Below are 21,142 nucleotides of genomic sequence, written 5' to 3' on the forward strand. Positions count from 1 at the left end.
TTCAGATTGTAAAGCTGTGTCTTCAGATTGTAAAGCTATGTCTTCAGATTGTAAAGCTGTGTCTTCAGATTGTAAAGCTGTGTCTCCAGATTGTAAAGCTGTGTCTTCAGATTGTAAAGCTGTGTCTCCAGATTGTAAAGCTGTGTCTTCAGATTGTAAAGCTGTGTCTTCAGATTGTAAAGCTATGTCTCCAGATTGTAAAGGTTTTATTCCAGATCGTAAGATCTTGCAAATAGGGTAATTAAATAAGACCCTGATTGTAAGCTAAACAAAAACAATTCTTCTACTTGAAGAGTCGGCTATGTCGACTCTTTTTTATGCCCTGGTTTTAACAATTTTTTCTTATAAGGAAACAAAAAATATCAGGGCTGAGCTCAACCCCAAAGACTAGTGAGTGTGGCACTAAAAGACTAGAAGATCCCAAGTACAAAAAGGAGTGAGCTCCATTCTTGGTGATTCTAGTCTCTAATAGTGAGGCCTTAGAGTTTTTGGGAGAGAGTGATTAGGCTCTTTGGGATTTACATATTCCGGTCTTATATGTAAGTTAAAAATTTAAATCATCTTAGATTGAATCTAGATAGTAAGATACTTTTATTTTACTTAAGAATTAGAAACTGTTTGTAAGTTAGTTTTCATAAATTAGTCTTTGCTACATGACTAGTTCTTATGATATAGATTTATTAATGCTTTTTTTTAAGTTTTAATAGGGATGTGTGATTTTAAAAGGAGGAGTTCATGAAACATTCAGAGATGAAGAAAGCGACTGATTAGAGCCGCTTTAAATGTTTTCACAACGGAATAATCCTTATTGTGATTTGCTTACTGAATGTGATTCAAACTTAATAACAAAATATATAATATACAAGTGTTATGAAAAAGATTTTAGGACTTGATTTGGGAACCAACTCAATTGGTTGGGCTTTAGTAGAAAGTAATTTTGAAAATAAAGAAGGCCAAATACTCGGTATGGGATCTCGTATTATACCTATGTCGCAGGATATAATGGACAAGTTTGGTTCTGGTCAATCTATTTCACAAACAGCCGAACGCACTAGATATCGTGGTGTGCGGCGTTTAGTAGAAAGGGGTTTGTTGAGGAGAGAACGCTTACATCGTGTTTTAAATAGATTAAAATTCTTGCCTGAGCATTATGCTGATTCAATTGATTTCGAGAAGCATTTTGGACAATTTAAAAATGGTGTGGAAGTCAAGTTAAATTATAGAAAGAATAAAGATGGTAAGCATGAGTTTCTGTTTATGGATTCTTTTAAAGAGATGATTAATGAGTTTGGTGCAAGAGGACTGCAGACAAAAGTACCTTTGGATTGGACACTTTATTACCTTAGAAAAAAGGCATTAAGGGAAAAAATATCGAAAGAAGAATTGGCGTGGTTGCTTTTAAACTTTAACCAAAAGCGAGGATATTATCAGTTAAGAGGTGAGGAGGAAGAAGTCGCTGAAGGAAAGATAAAAGAGTTTGTTTCATTAAAAGTTAAAGAGGTTATAGATTCTGGGGACGTTATTAAGAAGACAGGAGATAAGCTTTATGATGTTGTTTTTGAAAATGGTTGGCAATACGATAGGCAAATAACCAAAACAGAGAATTGGATAGGAAAGACAAAAGAGTTTATTGTTACAACAACTACAACTAAAAATGGGGACTTAAAATATTCCTTTAAAGCTGTTGATTCAGAAAAAGACTGGATTGCTATAAAAACTAAAACGGAACAGGATATTCAGAAATCAGACAAAACAGTTGGTGAATATATTTTTGATACCTTACTAGAAAATCCTTCTCAAAAATTGAGGGGGAAGCTTGTGAAAACCATCGAACGTAAGTTTTACAAAGCAGAGTTAAATGCGATACTAAGTAAGCAAATAGAATGTCATCCCGAATTGCAAGACAGAGATTTATATAAGGCTTGTGTTGAAGAGTTGTATCCAATTAACGAATCGCATAGAAATGGGATTATGGAAAAAGGGTTTGGGTACTTATTTGTTGAGGATATTCTCTTTTATCAGCGCCCTTTAAAAAGTAAAAAATCGAGTATTGCAAATTGTCCTTACGAGAAAAAAACATTTGTTAAAGACGATGTTAGGCAAGAGGTTCCCATAAAATGTATTCCAAAATCAAATCCGTTGTTTCAGGAATTTCGATTATGGCAGTTCCTGAAAAATTTAAAAATATATCAGCGCGAAGCAATTGTAGGAAGTAAAAGTGAGATTGATGTTGACGTAACTTGTCAGTTTATAAAAACTGAAGATGACTGGGGTGATTTGTTTGATTTTCTTAATAACAGGAAGGAAATCGATCAGAAAGCTTTTTTGAGAAAATATAAACTAAATGAGAATGCATATAGATGGAACAATGTTGAGGATAGAAAATACCCCTGCAATGAAACACGAGCACAATTTATATCGCGATTAAAAAAAGTTAAAGACTCAAGTTATGAGGAATTTTTAACAACAAAGAATGAACAAGAACTTTGGCATTTGATTTATTCGGTAAAAGACAAGTTGGAGTATGCAAAGGCCTTGGGAACATTTGCCAATAGAAAAGAACTTGACGAAGCTACTTTTGTTGAAAGCTTTATTAAGTTTCCACCTTTTGATAGTGACTATGGTGCTTATTCCGAAAAAGCAATAAAAAAACTATTGCCACTCATGCGCAAAGGAAAGTATTGGAGTGATAGTTTAATAAACAAGGAGGTAAAAGGCCGAATTTTAAGTATTCAGGAACGCTTGGAAAGTATTGATTACGACGAAGAGGTTTTTGCAAAGGATAAAAACAATAAATTACAAACTATTGTAGATGACGATATTCCTAAACAATTATTGAAAAGCTTTCTCGATTATCCTAAAAACACAGCATTAAAGGGGTTAAACACCTATCAGGCTTGTTATGCCGTTTATCAACGTCACTCGGAGATAGGCGATATCCTTTGTTGGAAAAATCCCAAGGATATTGATGTTTATTTGCACGAGTTTAAACAACACAGTCTGCGGAATCCAATTGTAGAACAGGTGGTTACAGAAACACTGCGTGTTGTAAGGGATATCTGGCAATATCATGGTAGTGGTCAAGTTAATTTTTTTAATGAAATACATGTAGAGCTTGGACGGGATATGAAAAGCTCAAGCGATAAAAGAAAGTCTATTGCTGCCATTCAAAGTGAAAATGAGAATACCAATCAGCGAATTAAAGCTTTGTTGCAAGAGCTTAAAGAGGATAGTACTGTAAAAGATGATGTTCGGCCTTACTCACCATCGCACCAGGAGATATTAAAGATTTATGAAGAGGGTATTTTTAATCAATTTGAAGCGGATGATGATATTTTAAAGATTAGAAAAAATACATCACCAAGTAAAAAGGATATCGAACGCTATAAAATATGGCTCGAACAAGGTTATATTTCGCCTTATACAGGTAACCCGATACCCCTAAGTGGTCTTTTCTCTGAGCGTTACCAAATTGAACACATTATACCTCAATCGCGCTATTTCGATAATTCGTTGAGCAATAAAGTCATCTGTGAAAGCGAAGTGAATGAAGATAAAAGCAATAAAACAGCTTATGAATACATTAAAGAGAACAGTGGTAAAATACTAAATGGTTCTATTAAGTTGCTTACGATTAAAGCTTACGAAGACCATTGTAATAGAAGCTTTAAGAAATCGAGAACAAAACTAAAATATCTGTTAAGTGAAGATATTCCCGAAGGTTTTATTAACCGTCAATTAAACGATAGTCGCTACATCAGTAAAATAGTGAAAGCCTTGTTGAGTAATGTCGTGAGAGAAGAGGGTGAAAAAGAAGCGACTGCCAAAGGCTTAGTGCCTGTAACAGGTGCTATTACTTCGAAACTGAAACAAGATTGGGGATTGAATGATAAGTGGAACGAATTAATTACACCACGATTTAAACGACTGAACGAAATGACCAAGTCTAATGACTTTGGTTATTGGGACAAAGACATGAATAGGTTCCGCACGATGGTTCCGGACGAAATTGCAAAAGGCTTTAGTAAAAAACGAATTGATCATCGTCATCATGCTCTTGATGCTCTGATTATTGCTTGTGTAACGAAAGATCATACGAATTATATTACATCGTTAAATACCGAAAGGAAGAACCATAGTTTGGTTGCAAAGTTAAGGCAAATAGAGAAAAAACAAATTACAGATAAGCATACCCAAAAGCCAAAAACAATAGAGGTGGCAAAAGCATATCATCAGCCATGGTCTGGTTTTACCAGCGATGCAAAAACAGCACTAGAAAATATACTCATTAGTTTTAAACAGAACACAAGGGTTATTAATAAAACCAACAACAAATACCTCTCCTATAAAGACGAAGACGGGCAAATACGATTAGGTAAAGATGGTAAGCCTAAAAAAGAATTAACGAAGCAAGTAAAAGGAGACAGTTGGGCCATAAGAAAAGCGATGCATAAAGATACCGTTTCGGGTGCTGTTACCATTAAAAGAAAGAAAAAAGGCTTGGCAAACTTAACGGCGTATTTAGAGCAATGGCAACTGATTGTTGATAAGCCAATACGTAGAAAAGTACGTAACCTAAACGATTTGTTTAATGGTGATGTAAAGGCAATGCAGAAACACCTAAAATCGCACCCCATTACGATTAATGATGAAGCTGTTGTAAAAATTGAAGTATACGAAACGGTTGAAGCAACTGCAACAAGAGGAATAAGCACAGCCTTAACCGGGAATTTTACACGTAAGCAGTTGGAGGCTGTCACCGATTCGGGTATTCAGTTGATCTTTGAGAATCATATAAAGAACTATACCGAAGAGGATGGTAAAGAACGTTTTGATTTGGCTTTTAACACTGAAGGCTTAGAAGATTTAAATAATAATATAGCAAGTCTAAACAGAGGTAAGTTTCATAAGCCTATCTATAAAGTGCGTTTATACGAAGTTGGCAATCGTTTTGCTGTGGGGGAAACAGGCAATAAACAAGATAAGTTTGTGGAAGCCGCAAAAGGAACAAATCTCTTTTTTGCCATTTACTGGGATGAGGAAAAGCAAAAGAGAGTGTACGATACTGTGCCTTTAAATGAGGTGATTACGCATCAAAAACAAACAGCTCATGTTAAAGCTAAAGATAATACACCTATTGCCGTAAAAGCAGAAAAAGGACAATTCCTTTTCACTTTATCGCCCAACGATCTTGTTTATATTCCTACTAATGAGGAATTAGAAGATACCAGTTTAGTCGATTTTAATTGTTTGAATAAAGATCAGTTAGAGAGGGTTTATAAAATGGTTAGCACAACTCAAAATAAATTGCAATGCCAACCTGTTTATTATGCAAGTTCAATAATTGAAAAAGAAAATGGTAGTGGTAATAAAACTGAACGAATACTCAAATATTTTAATTCGAATGATGTTTTGGATCAAGGAGGTGAAGCTGTAATGATTAAAGAACGTTGTTGGAAATTAAAGGTTGATCGCTTAGGAAATGTAATAGAAGTGAAGAAACATGTCTCTGCACAATTGCAGACAGCATATTAACTAAATTTCGTGTTATGATTAAACGCACACTGTATTTTGGTAATCCAGCCTATTTGCGTCGGCAAGATGGGCAGTTGAAGGTTTTGCTGCCCAAAGAAAAAACCGAATTGGCTAGTATTCCCATTGAGGATATAGGAGTGATGGTTCTCGATCATCCTCAGGTAACGCTTAGCCAAGCGTTGTTGTCTTATCTTATATCAAGCAATGTGGCACTAATCTCTTGTAACGAAAAGCACCATCCGGTCGGTTTATTTTTACCACTGGATGGTAACTCGGTACAATCGGAGCGTTTTAAAGTACAGTTAGATGCCAGCGAACCTCTAAAAAAACAGCTTTGGGCACAAACCGTAGGGGCTAAGGTCGAAAACCAGGCTCGTTTGCTTGAGCGATTTGGACTGGATGCCAAACGCCTGCATGTCTTGATTCCCCAGATAAAATCGGGCGATAGCGAGAATGTGGAGGCTCGGGCGGCTAAGATCTATTGGGGAGCTTTGTTCGAGAATCACGATTTTGTACGCGAGCGATTTGGGGATGTGCCCAATCCGCAACTCAATTATGCTTATGCCATTATGCGGGCCTGTGTGGCTCGTGCTTTGGTCAGTTCGGGATTGCTGCCAACTCTGGGTATTTTTCATCGTAATAAGTACAACGCCTACTGTTTGGCTGACGATATTATGGAACCCTATCGCCCGTACTGCGACGAGGTGGTGATGCAAATGTTTTACGATGGAGAATTGGAAGATGACAAGTTGACTAAGGAACAAAAAGCGAAGATTTTATCAGTATTAACTACTGATGTGGTGTTTACTGGTAAAAAAAGCCCGCTTATGGTGGGTATAAGCCGAACCACCTCTTCGCTTTACGAATGTTTTGCAGGTGAGAGACGGAAAATAGTATATCCCGAGTTTTATGACACAGTATGCACGCAGTCAATACCGTAATATGTGGGTTTTGGTTTTTTTCGATTTACCTACCGAAACCAAGAAAGAGCGAAAGGAAGCATCGCGCTTTCGGAAAGAACTAATGAAAGATGGCTTTACCATGTTTCAGTTCTCTATTTATATGCGCACTTGCCCCAGTCGTGAAAATGCTGATGTGCATGCCAAACGAGTCAAATATTTATTGCCCGAACATGGGCATGTGGGCATACTTAAAATTACCGATAAACAGTTTGCCATGATGGAACTCTTCTATAGTCAGGAAGCTGCGGATAAACCCGGTGTGGTTCAGCAATTGCAACTGTTTTAATTATCCCTGTCATTGCGAGGAGGCACGACGAAGCAATCTCACGAAAGACTTATTGACTAGAATTAGAAATATGAACTTAAAGAATAAAAACGAAGCCCTGAGGCTTCGTTTTTTTTATTTCTGTTGTTTGGTACAAGTTGTTGACTGCTAGCTTGTAGTAGCCGACACCTTGTGATTCCACACATCAAAGATACATTCTGTAAGCAAATCACAACGGCTCTCTGCTTTTTAATTCTTTTTCAATACTTGTGATTCCACACATCAAAGATACATTCTGTAAGCAAATCACAACTCTACTAATGTAAAGATAGTATTTGTTTTGCTTGTGATTCCACACATCAAAGATACATTCTGTAAGCAAATCACAACACTCCTGCAAAAGCATTCGAGAAGCTTTCGCTTGTGATTCCACACATCAAAGATACATTCTGTAAGCAAATCACAACACAGTGGGAAGCTATTACCACCAAAGCTTACTTGTGATTCCACACATCAAAGATACATTCTGTAAGCAAATCACAACCCCCAAAAGCAGTCAACCCTACAAATTTACCTTGTGATTCCACACATCAAAGATACATTCTGTAAGCAAATCACAACTCCCACAACTCTTCATCGTGCATTCGGAGTCTTGTGATTCCACACATCAAAGATACATTCTGTAAGCAAATCACAACTCTCTTCGTTGAAATAGTATTTAAACAACACTTGTGATTCCACACATCAAAGATACATTCTGTAAGCAAATCACAACAAATTGTCATCGTTTAATCTTTTATTTGGGCTTGTGATTCCACACATCAAAGATACATTCTGTAAGCAAATCACAACAATGTGTAGGCCATTTTTGTTTTGGTTGTACTTGTGATTCCACACATCAAAGATACATTCTGTAAGCAAATCACAACAGCTGCTTTAATTAAAGGCTTTGCGGCTTTCTTGTGATTCCACACATCAAAGATACATTCTGTAAGCAAATCACAACTAGACCCGCCTCCGAGCTTTTTAACTTCGGCTTGTGATTCCACACATCAAAGATACATTCTGTAAGCAAATCACAACATTGAAAGGTTAATGATGTCACCTTCTTTACTTGTGATTCCACACATCAAAGATACATTCTGTAAGCAAATCACAACCCGTCAGGCTGGAGGCTTAATTTGTATGCCCTTGTGATTCCACACATCAAAGATACATTCTGTAAGCAAATCACAACAATAAATGGGGCTTCTTTTTTGAGTCAGGACTTGTGATTCCACACATCAAAGATACATTCTGTAAGCAAATCACAACAAAGCTACCCTTTATACAAGATTAGAGCGTCTTGTGATTCCACACATCAAAGATACATTCTGTAAGCAAATCACAACACAATTCTATCATCCATATAAAAAGGATGACTTGTGATTCCACACATCAAAGATACATTCTGTAAGCAAATCACAACAATGACGCCACGCGTAACGGGTGAACTTCCCTTGTGATTCCACACATCAAAGATACATTCTGTAAGCAAATCACAACTAGGTTACAGCCTAAGATATTTGGCGGACTCTTGTGATTCCACACATCAAAGATACATTCTGTAAGCAAATCACAACTCTTAATTGAATTAAACGCCCATGCGCCCACTTGTGATTCCACACATCAAAGATACATTCTGTAAGCAAATCACAACATTGAAATGGGGATTACTTTTTGATTGTAACTTGTGATTCCACACATCAAAGATACATTCTGTAAGCAAATCACAACGCATTTCCTCAGCTGATGCAGCTAAAGGAGCTTGTGATTCCACACATCAAAGATACATTCTGTAAGCAAATCACAACACTTAAAAAAATAGAGAGCTAAATTGTTGGATAATTTGTTCTATCATGTTTCTTAAAAAGCTTATTTATTCAATTTCCAACCATTTCTCTAATTGCATCGTTTCAACAGCTTTGTTGTGCATATATTTAAAGTTGGCTTCATCGTTGAACCAGTCTATTGTTTCATTGCGCTTCAATTTCGTTGGCTTATGACTAAGGCAAGTCAAATAGGAACTCCATCCATATTCAATAGGGTGAGAACAGAACCCATGGTGCACTGGGTTGTTGTGAATATAGAGAACCAATTGTTTAAAATAGCTTTCATCTTCAATCAGCTTTCGCTTAAAGGGACGCTCGAATAAAGCACCGTGGCGGTTGTTGCGTTTGTTATAAGCCTTGGTGTAAGCATTAAATAAGTTTGAAAAATATTGATGTGGTGGTTTCAGACCTGACAGGTCTATTTCATTAACATCCTTTAGCCTGACCAACAAATGAAAATGGTTTGGCATCAGTACCCACGCAAAGGTATCTGCTATCGGATCGATATACTTTTCGTACAAGTTTATGAAATAGTTGTAGTTATCTTCTTCAGTGAACAAATCGCAGCTATTTATTCCACGATTGTAGATGTGATAATATCTGCCGGTTTCAAGAGGATATATGGCTTGCATTTTAACAGGTCTTGCAGTATAAGTTTCGTTTTTTTTCTGATCGTAATACTCTTAAAATTAAATAATTATTATAGAATTCTGTTGATGCTCACTATTTATTCTATAAGCTTAATCCAGTTAAATAGCTTTATTGAAAAATATAAAGAGAATGCTTTAAGGAGATACTATTCTGTTAGTTTTGGTTTAACACTGATTTTTATTGCAGACTGAGGGTTGTTTACTTAGATGGGAATAAGGTGTAACTGGTATTGAATCGAAAGGTTTGATAAAATATATAAATGAAGAGTCAAATGAATTACAGCGAAATAGAAAACGGGTTAAAAGTGTCTAAAGACAGGTATTATACCTTATTAAAGGGGAGTCCTTCGGTATACCGCATGCGCTTGCTACTATTCTTTTTAAGGCTGCTCTTTGGTTCGGTGGCCATTGCTTCGGGCCTACTGCTTTTGTTTTCCTTATTTATGAATATTGGGCAGAGCATCGCCAATGTCTTTAATCTAACTGATGTGCCACTTTACGAAGAAGGGAAATTGAGTTTTTTAAGTATTACCTTAGGTATACTTATGGCTGTGTCACTATTTAGTTTGTGGCTAATTAAGCTGGTTCGTCGCAGAAACGATCACATGTCTGATTTGTATGAGCTATTGGATACCCACTTTGCAGAGGGCAAAAAGCTCTTGGATGAATACAGGCATACGATAAGCTAAAAGGGCGTTCTAACAGGTTCACAAGGAGACTAAAAATAAAGAGAGAAGAAAGACTTATGACTTATAGAGTAGGCCTACTGTTAATAATAAATGTTATCGAGCTTGTACAATAGATGTGATGGTGCTTGAATAAAAGGAGTGAATTATGTGCAATTTTTTATGAAGGAATGGCAGCTTGGACAATTTTGATCGGTTTAATAAGGCTAGTAAGGAATTATCTGATTTGTATTGTACTTATTAGGGTGGTGAGATTATAAATGTATGACAAATAGGTGTATAGTTATTTTTTTTCAAGTTGATAAGATCACACAAGCAAGCTCTTTTTGTCCTTGTAATTTGAAATAGATCTGTTTTTTTTGCTAAATTGGTATGTGTATTCATACATTTTAAAAAAGAGATTATGGACTTAGAAGAAATTCAATTAGTTGACATAAGAGATATGCTTTCAAATAGTGTATATAATATTTTGATTGATAATAATATCTTAACTGTTGGTGATGTTATGAATTTTTCTATTTCCTCCTTTGAAGCTATTGATGGTGTTGGACCACATAAGGGACACGATTATGAGCTATTTAAACTGTTGTTAAAGAAAAAGCCTGAAAAAGTAATTAAAAGATATAAAGAAACATTGCCTCGGGTAATACCTGATAATCTTTGTGCTATTGATATTGAATGCGTAGAACATTTAATGCACAAGTCTGTTTTTAAATTGCTTATTAGCAATGAATATAAAAAGCTGGGAGATCTTACTGGTCTGTCTGTTGAAAAGTTTTTGCATTTTAAGTCTTCATGTAGTATCAAGGCTGAAAAATATGCTGATTTTCTTGTTGTTGCTCTTAAAAAACCAGACTTGATAATTCAGGCTTATCAAGAGAGTTTACCTGTGATTATTCCATCTGAGTTTCATGTCGACGATTTTTTTAATGGATTTTCAATGTTTATTAATGAGTGCTACAAATTAAGAATTCGTCATGCTGTTTCATCTAAACAAAAGGGTATTATAGAAAGAAGTAAACGTATCGTTCAAAATCATTTTGCTGTCGCAAATGATAAGGCACAAAGTTGTATAGAAATATCTAAGCTGTTGAATGATTTATCTGTAGAGAGGGTAAGACAGCTTCTACATATTGAAATAGATTATTTTAAAAAACTATTTGCTGAAGGAAAAGATTCAGACAGTCGTATAATTATCTCAGAAGCTTTATTATCATTTTACACAGATTTAAAGGCGTGCTTATTTTCAAAGGTTTATGCAGAGGATCTGTTGTATAAAATAGTGAGCGATAATTTTTTTAATCTTAATTCGGATTCAAAACAGCATGGTTATTTGATGTTTATGCTGCGAATTTTAGGGTTTTATCTAGAAAGAAGCTGTCATGCTCTCTTAAGCCATGAATCTGTTTTCCTAAAATTATCAGAACTTAGAGATCCATTTAAAAAAAGATATTTTAATCTATCTGCACAAGTCTGTCGATTTTTAAATAACTATGTTTTATCTATTGATATTAATTCTCTTTTTGTAGAGATAAGTAAGACGCTTGATTGTTCTTTAGATGAGATTTTGTTGGTTTGTGAGAACAGTTCTTTTATTGATAATTTGTCTGTTAATGATGCTTACTTTTTTCAAATGAAATTCTCACGTTTATCCTCTTTAGAAAAAATGGCATATCGGGTATTAAAAGAAGGTGAAGAGAAGCCTATTTCCAGATATGAGCTTGCAAGAAAGATTAATGAAAGACTAGTTGAGACAGATAGACATGTAACAGCAGATAACTTAGTTGCTCAGTTAACTAGTCATAAAAGATTTAAGTGTCAGGGGAGAGAATATTGGGTGCTTAAAGAGTGGGATGTGAATGTTGATAAAATAAAAGATGTGTTGGCTAAGTGTTTTCGAATAGAAAAAAAGCCATTAAGTATTATTGAAATTCATGATATTCTATTACATGTCTTTAAAAGAGACAATATTAGTATTAAAACTGTGCGCCAGTACATGTATCGACCTCTTTTTTTTTCAATTACTAGTGATGATGAAAGGAAGTATATTTCTAAAGAATATGCTAATGTTTATTCTGCCTTTTCAGTTATAAAAAATAGCAATAAGCTTAATTGGAGATTAGTTTTAGATATTTTAAATAAATATCCAGACTTAAGTTTAAGGAATCTATTTACACATTGTCAGCGTGTTAATATAAACGTTAGTATGAGGATGTTATCAGAATATCTATCTAAAAAAGATTGGGTTAAAATAAGCTATGGACGTCCTAGAAAATACGCTGTTGTTTCTAATTATATTGAAATGTTTGAGGCTGAAGAACAAGCTAAACCAGTCAATAAGATAAAGTTTTCTATTTTGGAAAAATTAGATAGAAATGATAAAAAACCATTGTCTGATATAATTAAATTCTGTGAGCTAAAGCATAATATGAACAAGCCATCTGCATATAAGTTGGTAAGTAAAATGGAGGATGATATGGAGATTATTAAAAACGTTATTGACCATAAAACTTATGTGAGAAAATATTAAAGCTTAGTTTAATCAACAGAATCCAAATGTTTTTTAATGAAATTACAATTAAAAGACTGCATTAACAGATAAAGACACATGCATGGTTGATAAAATCGTAGACAGTGTTACTGTAAGCAAATCACAAGGCTATAAATTGGTCTAACTCATGCTTTTGAAATTATTGAATGATTGATCTGAAAAAAAAGTCGCTCCCGTGGGAAGCGACTTTTTATATTCGAGATTGCCTTTATCTATTAGTTAAGGCAAGGATCCGTTTCTTGCTTCTCTTTAAGCAAGTTCTCCTTTTTCTTAAGCTCCGATACGATGATGTTGTTCTTAACCGTTCTAAAGACAATATCCTGGGCTTCAGCAAAAGAAATATCGTAGATGCGATCCACCTGGCGATACTCTTCAGGGTATTTTGCCAGTAATTTATCGTAAAAACCATCCAGTAAATCATTGCTCGGGTTTCTGAATTCCAATTTCAACTCGAAACGACGAAGCAGAGCCGAATCAATCATATCAATTTGATTGGTCGCCGCAATGATAATGGAATGTTTCGGCAAGGTGTCAATCAGTTGAAGCATGGTGTTGACCACACGTTTCATCTCATTACTATCCGTGTTATCGTAGTCACGCTCTTTACCCAAAGAATCAAATTCATCGAAGAAAAGAACAGCCTCTTGAGATTCGACCAAGCGGAAAGCCGAAGCAATATTCGCAGAGGTTTCTCCCAGTTTTGAGGAAACAATACCACCCAGGTTAATCACCTTAATTTTCTTACCCAGCTTACGAGCAATGGCACGGGCTGTCATGGTTTTCCCACAACCACTTTTACCGTGGAGCAGGAGTTTATTACTAAGCGGGAGATTGTATTTTGATAAGATATCGCAATGCTCATACTCTCTTAAGAATTGATTGATTTCAGCACCTAGCTTTTCATCAAAAACGACATCTTCGAAAACGACATGACCCCTGTTGGGAACATATAATCTTTCCATTTCTTTAAAAATTTTGTGTTGTTGTGTTTAGACTGCAAACCTACATTTTTTTTGGAACAGATTTTCAGTTTAACAACATATTTTAACTTAAGGCTATTCCTATAGTCGGAAAAGTCAAAGGTCATAAGAGTTAAAAGGTCGAAAAGGTTATGAATTTAGACTCTGGCAACACTTTTGATTAATGCTGACTAATCAGATTATGACTTGTGCAGTTTGTTTATAGTCATAGCCTAATAGAGATATTATTCTGCGTCAATCTGCCTTATCAGCGGGAAACCATCGCTGATGTAAATCAGACCATGACATGTGCAGCAGCTTATAGTCATAGTCTGATGGGGTTGCGCTATCAGCGGGAATAATTTAAAGCTTAAAAAGAGGAGAGAAGTCTACTTCAGGTGATTCCCCAATCTTGAATTCTGGAATTTCTACCACAGGGCAGTCGTAGCCATACTTTTTCAGGTAGGTTTTAAAGACCTGAATGGAATCTTCAAGAATCACATCGCTATTGTTAGGATAATGGTTATAAATCAGACCATGAATAGGCAGTTTGCGGTTTGCTGCCAGTTCCAGAGTCATTAAAGTGTGGTTAATACTCCCCAGCTTGGATGATGTGATGAGAATAAGCGGGTGTTTTTTTTCTTCCAGATAATCCAAAAGAGAATAATCTAGAGTGATAGGTACATGAATACCGCCTACACCTTCAATTAAAAGGGTATCGTAAGCTGATTCCAGCTTCTCTGTTGAATCATTAATCACATTCACATCTATTTCCTCACCATCTATCTTAGCGGCTAAATGGGGCGAAGCCGGATAGGTGAAGACATAAGGACAAGTTGTTCCATCTTTGTCAACCTCATAGGGCTCTACACCCATAATCTCACGATGAGCAAGTATATCTTCTGAAATGCCGACACAGCCCGTTTGAGCAAACTTCTGTGTCATCACGTTCACATCCTTATCAAGAAGGTATTTAGCCATTAAACCTGTAGCAAAGGTTTTTCCAGCGTCTGTGTCAATTCCGCTTATAAAGTAAGTACTCATATATAATTAGTGATTTACGATTGATAATTAATAATTCTTCATTACTAATCGTTAATTGATTTAGGTTTCGCAATAAAGTAAATGGGCTGATAGCTTAAAGGAACTCCAAGTTCTGTTCCATACAAATCTTTATAGCGCTCTTCGAAGTTCTTTAGGTCTGATTTTGTCCACACCTTACCTGGTAAGCCGTTTACGCCTGTTTGTTTCATATGATGCAAGACACCAATGGGCTCAGGGAAATGGCGGGTGATAATTTCTTTTTCGCTCCAAACAACATCAAAATACTTATCCAGAAGTCGTAAGTGTGCGTTATAAGTGAGGTAATCTAAGCCAGTGCCGTTTACCGAACGAATCTCACGGTAATTTTCAGGACCAAAGCTGCTAAAAGCGAGAAAGCCTGTTGGAGATAAAGCTTTAGCACATTTTTCAAGAAAAGCATCCAGATTATGAAACCATTGAAATGTGGAGCCCGATAGAATCAAATCCAAATTCTGTGGCAAAGCCTTAGCTTCAATATCACCACCCATGAATTGAATCTTCGGGTTGAGAGCTTCCAGTATAGGCGCGTATTCTTCTACAATATCATTAGCCAGATACTTGTTTGCATCGAAGAACTGAAAAAACTTATCGGTAAGCACAGCAGGACCACAACCAATCTCTAAAACGGAATTGTGATGTTCAGGACAACGCCATCTCATCTCAGCAATCAGCCGAGAAGCAATAGCTTCCTGAACAATAGCATGCTTGCGATAAGTGGTGATGCTCTTCACAAACCCTTTTTGTACCTTATCCTTATCTATCTTTTGTTGATTCACTATCTATTTATCTCTGTGTATTGCCTTTTTGACCTTTAAGACATATCGACTTCTAATATCTCATCCCAACTTCTCCATTCTGAGAAACAGAAATGAGGTAGATTGAAAATAAGTTTTTGAGATTTATTTTCCCAGGCCTTTTCCAGGTTCTTAAAAGGGAAAATCATATCTCGAGACGAAAGTAATACCTTATCGAAGATATCCCAAGTAATTGCTTCTTTCAAAATCATGTTTTGCAAACAGATCAATTCTTCTTTTTGATCTTCTACCAGGCGTTGTGGTTGATGCTCAACAAAGTCAGCATAGCCAGATCTGCCACCACACATGCGCATAAAGAATTTATCCCGACCTTTTTCGTTTAAGCCATTAATGGTGCCTTGAAATATAGCAGAAGGAATTCCTTTTTCATCATCAATGGGAGATAGACTACCATTGATTGCAAGACAAGTCTGGAATAGCTCTTGATCATCTTTAAAAAGAATCGAACTGATGAATACGCCTAATGACCAGGCAATCAGATGACATTCCTGATAAGCCTTCAAGGCTTCCTTTAATTCCTGAATTTGGCTCAAATCACGATAATCGTAACACATCAGGACGTCGTAATCATCCGAATTAATTCTCATGAAAGGCATTTCGTCACAGCCCCAGCCACTCATAAAGAGGATAAGCTTAGTTGACTTATTTTTGTGTAAGTACTTTATCTTCATTTTTTCAATTTGCAATTAATGATTAACAATTATCGATAAAGGATGGAGTTAGTAATAAGCAATAACTCACGTTTTAATTACTAATCGATAATCACTAATTGTATTTTGATTGTAAATTGTTAATTATCTCGGGTAGTTTTTTCAAGTCTTCCCACTGCATATCAGCTGAAAGGGATAAGCGCAGTCTGGATGTGTTTGGTGGAACCGATGGCGGACGAATAGGAAAAACCAGGTAGCCTAGTTTTTGCATCTGTTCAGCGATTTGTGTGCATTTCTCACTATCACCAATCATGATAGGGATAATATTGGAATCACCTCCTGTTTTTATTCCTAGATTCTGTAATGCCGTTCTGAATTGGTTTGAAAGCTCTTGTAAATGCAAGCGTTCTTTTTGCATGCCGAGGCTTTGTTTCAGAATTTGAAGGTTCCAGGCGATACTAATAGGAGGCAAAGCCGTTGTAAAAATCAGCGAACGCATCTTATTAATCAGGTAAGCCTTGATAATCGCATTGCAAATGAGATAAGCACCTACCGAATTCATGGCTTTTCCAAAGGTGCCCACCAAAAGATCAATTTGTGAAAGGCAATTTTGTTCTTCGGCTATGCCCAGACCTTTTTCGCCGCGTGTTCCCAGGGCATGTGCTTCATCCACATAAAGGAAACATTCATATTTGTTTTTTATCTTGATGAGTTCGTGTAAATCGGCCACATCGCCATCCATGCTAAAGATGGACTCGCTCACAATAAAGACTCGCTTGTAATTGCTTCTGTATTTTTTAAGTAATCGCTTTAGGTGCTGGTAATCGAGGTGCTTATAACGGTGATAATCGGCATCAGATAGCTTGATGCCATCAATAATACTGGCATGATTCAGTTTATCTGAAAGAATCAGATCACCTTTCGAAGCTAAAGCGGGCAAGATTCCAATATTGGCATGATAACCCGAATTGAAAAAGAGAGCAGGAGAACCAAATTGGAGTTCAAGTTCATCTTCCAGGAGTTGATAGGCTTGAAAATTACCCGTCAGTAGGCGAGAAGAGCCAGAGCCCATGCCTTTTTCTTCAGGAATAGAAAGACCCAGCTTAGCTATGCCCATATAGTCGTTTGAGGATAGGTTGAGCTTAAACTGATTCTCATCAATCTGTTTTAAAGAACGAAGATTACCCGTCTGGTTTAGCTTTTCCAGCTCGTCTTGATAGGATTTTAAAATATCAATCATTGTTTCAAGGAAAAAGGTGATAAGGAGTAAAAAAGGATTTGACTTTTCTTATTGAATCATTCATATAAAATCACAATAAATTTAGGAGTATCAGCGTCAATAATTTTAATTTTGTCCTATAACTCATAACTCATAACTCATAACTCATAACTCATAACTCATAACTCATAACTCATAACTCATAACTCATAACTCATAACTCATAACTCATAACTCATAACTCATAACTCATAACTCATAACTCATAACTGATAACTCATTGCAGAGAGACAACTTCAATCATGCTCTGACACAAAGTTCGCAAATCCTTTTCAGAAATAACAAAGGAAGGCATGATATAAACCAGCTTTCCAAAAGGACGAACCCAAACGCCTGCATCCACAAATTGTTTTTGGATTTGAGCCATATTAACGGCTTCCTTCATTTCAATGACACCAATGGCGCCAAGTATTCTCACATCACTCACTTGTGACAGTTTTTCTGCGCGAATCAATTCTTCTCGAAGAATGCCTTCAATAGTATCAACTTTTTTCTTCCAGTTTGATTCCAGTAATAAATTGATACTAGCTACTCCCACAGCGCAAGCTAAAGGATTGCCCATGAAAGTGGGACCATGCATAAAACAACCAGGTGCTCCTTGCGAAATACCATCGCTAACCTTTTTGTTGGCGAGAGTTGCTGCAAAACTCATATACCCACCTGTTATGGCTTTTCCTACGCACATAATATCGGGTGAGATATCGGCATGTTCACAAGCGAAGAGTTTTCCTGATCGGCCAAAGCCTGTGGCAATCTCATCTACAATGAGAAGGATATTATATTGATCGCAAAGTTGACGAACTTCTTTTAAATACTGAGGGTGATAGAATCGCATGCCTCCTGCACCCTGAACAATGGGCTCTAATATAATGGCCGCTAATTCATTTTGATACTGCTCTATGGCATCTTTCATTGGGAGAATATCCTTCTCATCCCAATCTTCATAGAAGCCACATTGAGGAGCTTTTACAAAATGATTGATGGGCAAAACGCCTGTGAAGATATCGTGCATACCCGTCACAGGATCGCAAACCGACATGGCATTGAAGGTATCGCCATGATAACCTGAACGGATGCTTAAAAATTTATTCTTCCTTTGTTCCCCTTTGGTGAACCAATATTGCATGGCCATTTTCATAGCCACTTCAACAGAAACAGAGCCTGAATCAGCAAAGAAAACCTTATCTAATCCCTCAGGGCTAAGTTCAACCAAAAGTTTGGCTAGTTCAATGGCTGGTTTGTGAGTGATCCCCCCAAACATCACATGCGACATGCCTTTAATTTGATTCTCAACGGCTGTATTTAGAACCGGATGATTGTAACCATGTACGGCGCACCACCATGAGGACATCCCATCGATAATCTCACGACCATCCTCTAGTTTCAAACGGACACCATTGGCTGATGTAACCGGATAAACGGGTAGTGGGTTTTCCATTGAGGTATAAGGGTGCCAAATATGCTCCCTATCGAATTTAAGATCTTCCTGTGTGATTGTGCTCATTTCTATGGTTCAATAATTTCGCCATAAAGCTAGGATTTATAGCCCTATTTGATGCAAATTGAAGAATGTTTTTGAGAAGTTTTTCTTGTCTTTATGATTCTTCAGGTCTAATAGATTCCCAACGTTCTACAACAGCAGCACCTACGCTATCTCCCCAAACATTAATGCTGGTTCTAAAACGGTCGAGTAGCCAGTCAATGCTTAATAGAAGGCCAATTCCTTCGATGGGTAGGTTAACGGCTCGCAATACAATAAGCATGGTGACCAATCCAGCTTCTGGAATTCCTGCAGCACCAATGGCAGCAAGCGTTGCCGTGAGAATGACAATGATTTGTTGTACCCAATTGAGATCGATACCATAGAGCTGTGCGATAAAAATGGCAGCTACGGCTTCGTAGAGAGCTGTCCCATCCATATTGACGGTGGCACCCAGAGGTAGAACAAAGTTGCTGACCTTTTCTGAAATTTGATTCTCTTCGTGCACGGCTTGTAGTGTTAAGGGGAGTGTGGCTGTGCTCGAAGCCGTAGAAAAGGCATTGAGAAGAGCTGGTCCCATACCCTTTAAATAATTTGTGATGGATCGTTTACCCAAAAATCGAAGTAGCAAGCTCAGAAAAAGAAAGCCATGCAGGGCCAGTCCCAGGAGGACAGTCAGAGCATAAAGCCCCAATGACATGAGTTCAGGAATGAAAGCCTTAAATCCACCAGAATGGGCAATACGGTCAGCAACTAAGCCTAAGATACCTATAGGAGCAAGATACATGACCCAATGTACGAGTTTGAGTATGGCATCGTTCATGACAGAAAGAACACGAATGCTTTTTTTTGCTTTTCTCCCAAGAGATGAAAGTGCTGCACCAAAAAAGATAGAGAATAGGATTAATGGAAGAATATCCATTTTTTCCATGGCAAGAAAGAGGTTATAGCCTACCAAACCTTGTTGTTCTTTTTCCGGATTACCCACTAGAAGTTCTCTCAGGGCTGTAGAGATATCAGTAGCGATAAATTCCCTTTGATTGGGAAGTTCATTAATAGCGATACTCTGATTGATACCAGGTTGAATAATATTGACTAGTATAATACCCAATGTGGCTGCAACTGCAGTTGTGAGCACATAAAAGACCAGGGTTTTACTACCCAGTGTGCCCAATTGACTTAAGTTTTGAATGCGAGATATCCCTACAATCATTGAGAGTACAACAATAGGCACAACCAGTAGCATCAGGATATTGAGGAACATTTGTCCGAAAATCCCCAGCTTTATGCCGACGGAAGGGAAGAAGCCCCCCAGAATAAACCCCAATACTATTGCCGAGATAATGGCAATCAGTAGAATCAAACTCTCTTTCGAGGCTTTGGGTTTTTCGGTAGGCTCATTCATAGAGGAAATCATTGGTTTCCTTTAGAAGTTACGAAATTTTGTTTTTATACCTGCCAGCTTTGTATCCTAAAAAGAGAATCCTGATGAATAGAATCTCTTAAGAGTCACTATTATCAGGATTTAATATCTATGAATACTTTAAAAGTTCTATAAAGAAGCTTCCTCAGTTTTACTTGAATCTTCGATAAGTGCTTTTAGTTCTCTCAGCTCAGATCCGGTGAATGAACGGTATTTTCCTCGTTTCAGACTGCCCAATTTTATATTCATAATACGGACGCGTTGCAACTCTCTGACTTCATAACCTAGATAGTCGCACATACGACGAATCTGACGGTTTAAGCCTTGTGTTAAAACGATATTAAAGGTGTAAGCATCGATTTGAGTCACTTTACATTTTTCAGTCACAGTGTCCAGAATCGGAATACCATCAGCCATTAGTCTAATAAAATCAGGTGTGATTCTTTTATCAACCTTAACCACATATTCCTTTTCGTGATTGTTCTTGGCACGAAGTATTTTATTGACAATATCGCCATCATTGGTTAAGAATATAAGACCCTCACTGGGTTTGTCGATACGTCCAATAGGGAAAATACGTTCAGGATAACCAATAAAGTCAATAATATTGCCTTTAATGTCTGTGTCAGTTGTGCAGGTGATACCTACAGGTTTGTTGAAAATCAAATAGATATGACCTACCTCTTTGGTAATGATTTTTCCATCCACAGTGATTTGATCGTCAGCTGTAACCTTTTGTCCCATTTCTACAGGCTGTCCGTTTACTTGTACCTTACCTTCTTCAATCAGTCTATCAGCAGCTCTACGAGAACAATAACCTGTTTCGGATATGGCTTTATTTAGTCGTTTGTATTCCATTATTCTTATTTCCCTCTAATTTTTTACAAAAAACGGACTAATGTAGCATCTATGCAATTTATTCATCCATTATTT

At 36.8% G+C, this 21,142-nt stretch carries 15 protein-coding genes and 1 CRISPR repeat array; of the genes, 6 read left to right on the forward strand and 9 right to left on the reverse strand.

Annotation, left to right across the window (positions count from 1 at the left end):
* From DWB61_RS05330 to cas2, 4 genes are all read left to right on the forward strand, one after another.
* Window positions 1–241: hypothetical protein (locus DWB61_RS05330; protein WP_225423357.1), on the forward strand; the 241-nt coding region annotated here is incomplete at its 5' end.
* Between the two features lie 629 nt (window positions 242–870).
* The gene (cas9, locus tag DWB61_RS05335) at window positions 871–5,535 is read left to right on the forward strand and encodes a type II CRISPR RNA-guided endonuclease Cas9 (protein ID WP_125029863.1); all 4,665 of its coding nucleotides are present in this window, start codon (window positions 871–873) and stop codon (window positions 5,533–5,535) included.
* A 14-nt stretch (window positions 5,536–5,549) separates the two neighbouring features.
* On the forward strand, window positions 5,550–6,476 hold the full coding sequence (gene cas1, locus DWB61_RS05340) for a type II CRISPR-associated endonuclease Cas1 (protein WP_125029864.1): 927 nt from the start codon (window positions 5,550–5,552) through the stop codon (window positions 6,474–6,476).
* Window positions 6,445–6,783: a CRISPR-associated endonuclease Cas2 gene (gene cas2, locus DWB61_RS05345; RefSeq protein WP_125029865.1), complete on the forward strand. Its 339-nt coding sequence runs from the start codon at window positions 6,445–6,447 to the stop codon at window positions 6,781–6,783. Before cas1 ends, cas2 begins: the two co-directional genes overlap by 32 nt.
* Before the next feature lie 168 nt (window positions 6,784–6,951).
* A CRISPR array of direct repeats spans window positions 6,952–8,615; the repeat unit is 47 nt; unit sequence CTTGTGATTCCACACATCAAAGATACATTCTGTAAGCAAATCACAAC.
* 65 nt (window positions 8,616–8,680) lie between these two features.
* Here the strand turns inward: cas2 and DWB61_RS05350 are convergent.
* The gene (locus DWB61_RS05350) at window positions 8,681–9,265 is read right to left on the reverse strand and encodes a transposase (protein WP_125029866.1); all 585 of its coding nucleotides are present in this window, start codon (window positions 9,263–9,265) and stop codon (window positions 8,681–8,683) included.
* A gap of 290 nt (window positions 9,266–9,555) precedes the next feature.
* Between DWB61_RS05350 and DWB61_RS05355 the strand changes: the two genes are divergently transcribed.
* Window positions 9,556–9,972 (forward strand): hypothetical protein, encoded by a 417-nt coding sequence (locus DWB61_RS05355; protein ID WP_125029867.1) that lies wholly within the window; start codon window positions 9,556–9,558, stop codon window positions 9,970–9,972.
* A gap of 400 nt (window positions 9,973–10,372) precedes the next feature.
* Window positions 10,373–12,499, forward strand: coding sequence for a hypothetical protein (locus tag DWB61_RS05360; protein WP_125029868.1), 2,127 nt, complete (start codon window positions 10,373–10,375; stop codon window positions 12,497–12,499).
* A gap of 236 nt (window positions 12,500–12,735) precedes the next feature.
* On the opposite strand, the gene DWB61_RS05365 is transcribed toward DWB61_RS05360, so the two are convergent.
* The 8 genes from DWB61_RS05365 to DWB61_RS05400 form a co-directional block, all read right to left on the reverse strand.
* Window positions 12,736–13,482: an AAA family ATPase gene (locus tag DWB61_RS05365; RefSeq protein WP_125029869.1), complete on the reverse strand. Its 747-nt coding sequence runs from the start codon at window positions 13,480–13,482 to the stop codon at window positions 12,736–12,738.
* Window positions 13,483–13,842: 360 nt separating this feature from the next.
* A complete protein-coding gene (gene bioD, locus DWB61_RS05370; RefSeq protein WP_125029870.1) occupies window positions 13,843–14,523 on the reverse strand; it encodes a dethiobiotin synthase in 681 nt (226 codons plus the stop codon).
* Window positions 14,524–14,567: 44 nt separating this feature from the next.
* Window positions 14,568–15,338 (reverse strand): malonyl-ACP O-methyltransferase BioC, encoded by a 771-nt coding sequence (gene bioC, locus DWB61_RS05375; protein WP_156190157.1) that lies wholly within the window; start codon window positions 15,336–15,338, stop codon window positions 14,568–14,570.
* 35 nt (window positions 15,339–15,373) lie between these two features.
* Window positions 15,374–16,048 (reverse strand): pimeloyl-ACP methyl esterase BioG family protein, encoded by a 675-nt coding sequence (locus tag DWB61_RS05380; RefSeq protein WP_125029872.1) that lies wholly within the window; start codon window positions 16,046–16,048, stop codon window positions 15,374–15,376.
* A gap of 94 nt (window positions 16,049–16,142) precedes the next feature.
* Window positions 16,143–17,267 (reverse strand): aminotransferase class I/II-fold pyridoxal phosphate-dependent enzyme, encoded by a 1,125-nt coding sequence (locus DWB61_RS05385; RefSeq protein ID WP_125029873.1) that lies wholly within the window; start codon window positions 17,265–17,267, stop codon window positions 16,143–16,145.
* 256 nt (window positions 17,268–17,523) lie between these two features.
* Window positions 17,524–18,810: an adenosylmethionine--8-amino-7-oxononanoate transaminase gene (bioA, locus tag DWB61_RS05390; RefSeq protein ID WP_125029874.1), complete on the reverse strand. Its 1,287-nt coding sequence runs from the start codon at window positions 18,808–18,810 to the stop codon at window positions 17,524–17,526.
* Window positions 18,811–18,901: 91 nt separating this feature from the next.
* Window positions 18,902–20,191 (reverse strand): dicarboxylate/amino acid:cation symporter, encoded by a 1,290-nt coding sequence (locus DWB61_RS05395; RefSeq protein ID WP_125029875.1) that lies wholly within the window; start codon window positions 20,189–20,191, stop codon window positions 18,902–18,904.
* 147 nt (window positions 20,192–20,338) lie between these two features.
* A complete protein-coding gene (locus tag DWB61_RS05400) occupies window positions 20,339–21,067 on the reverse strand; it encodes a pseudouridine synthase (RefSeq protein WP_125029876.1) in 729 nt (242 codons plus the stop codon).
* Window positions 21,068–21,142: the final 75 nt, after the last annotated feature.

Source organism: Ancylomarina euxina (assembly GCF_003863355.1).
Classification (GTDB): Bacteria; Bacteroidota; Bacteroidia; order Bacteroidales; family Marinifilaceae; genus Ancylomarina; species Ancylomarina euxinus.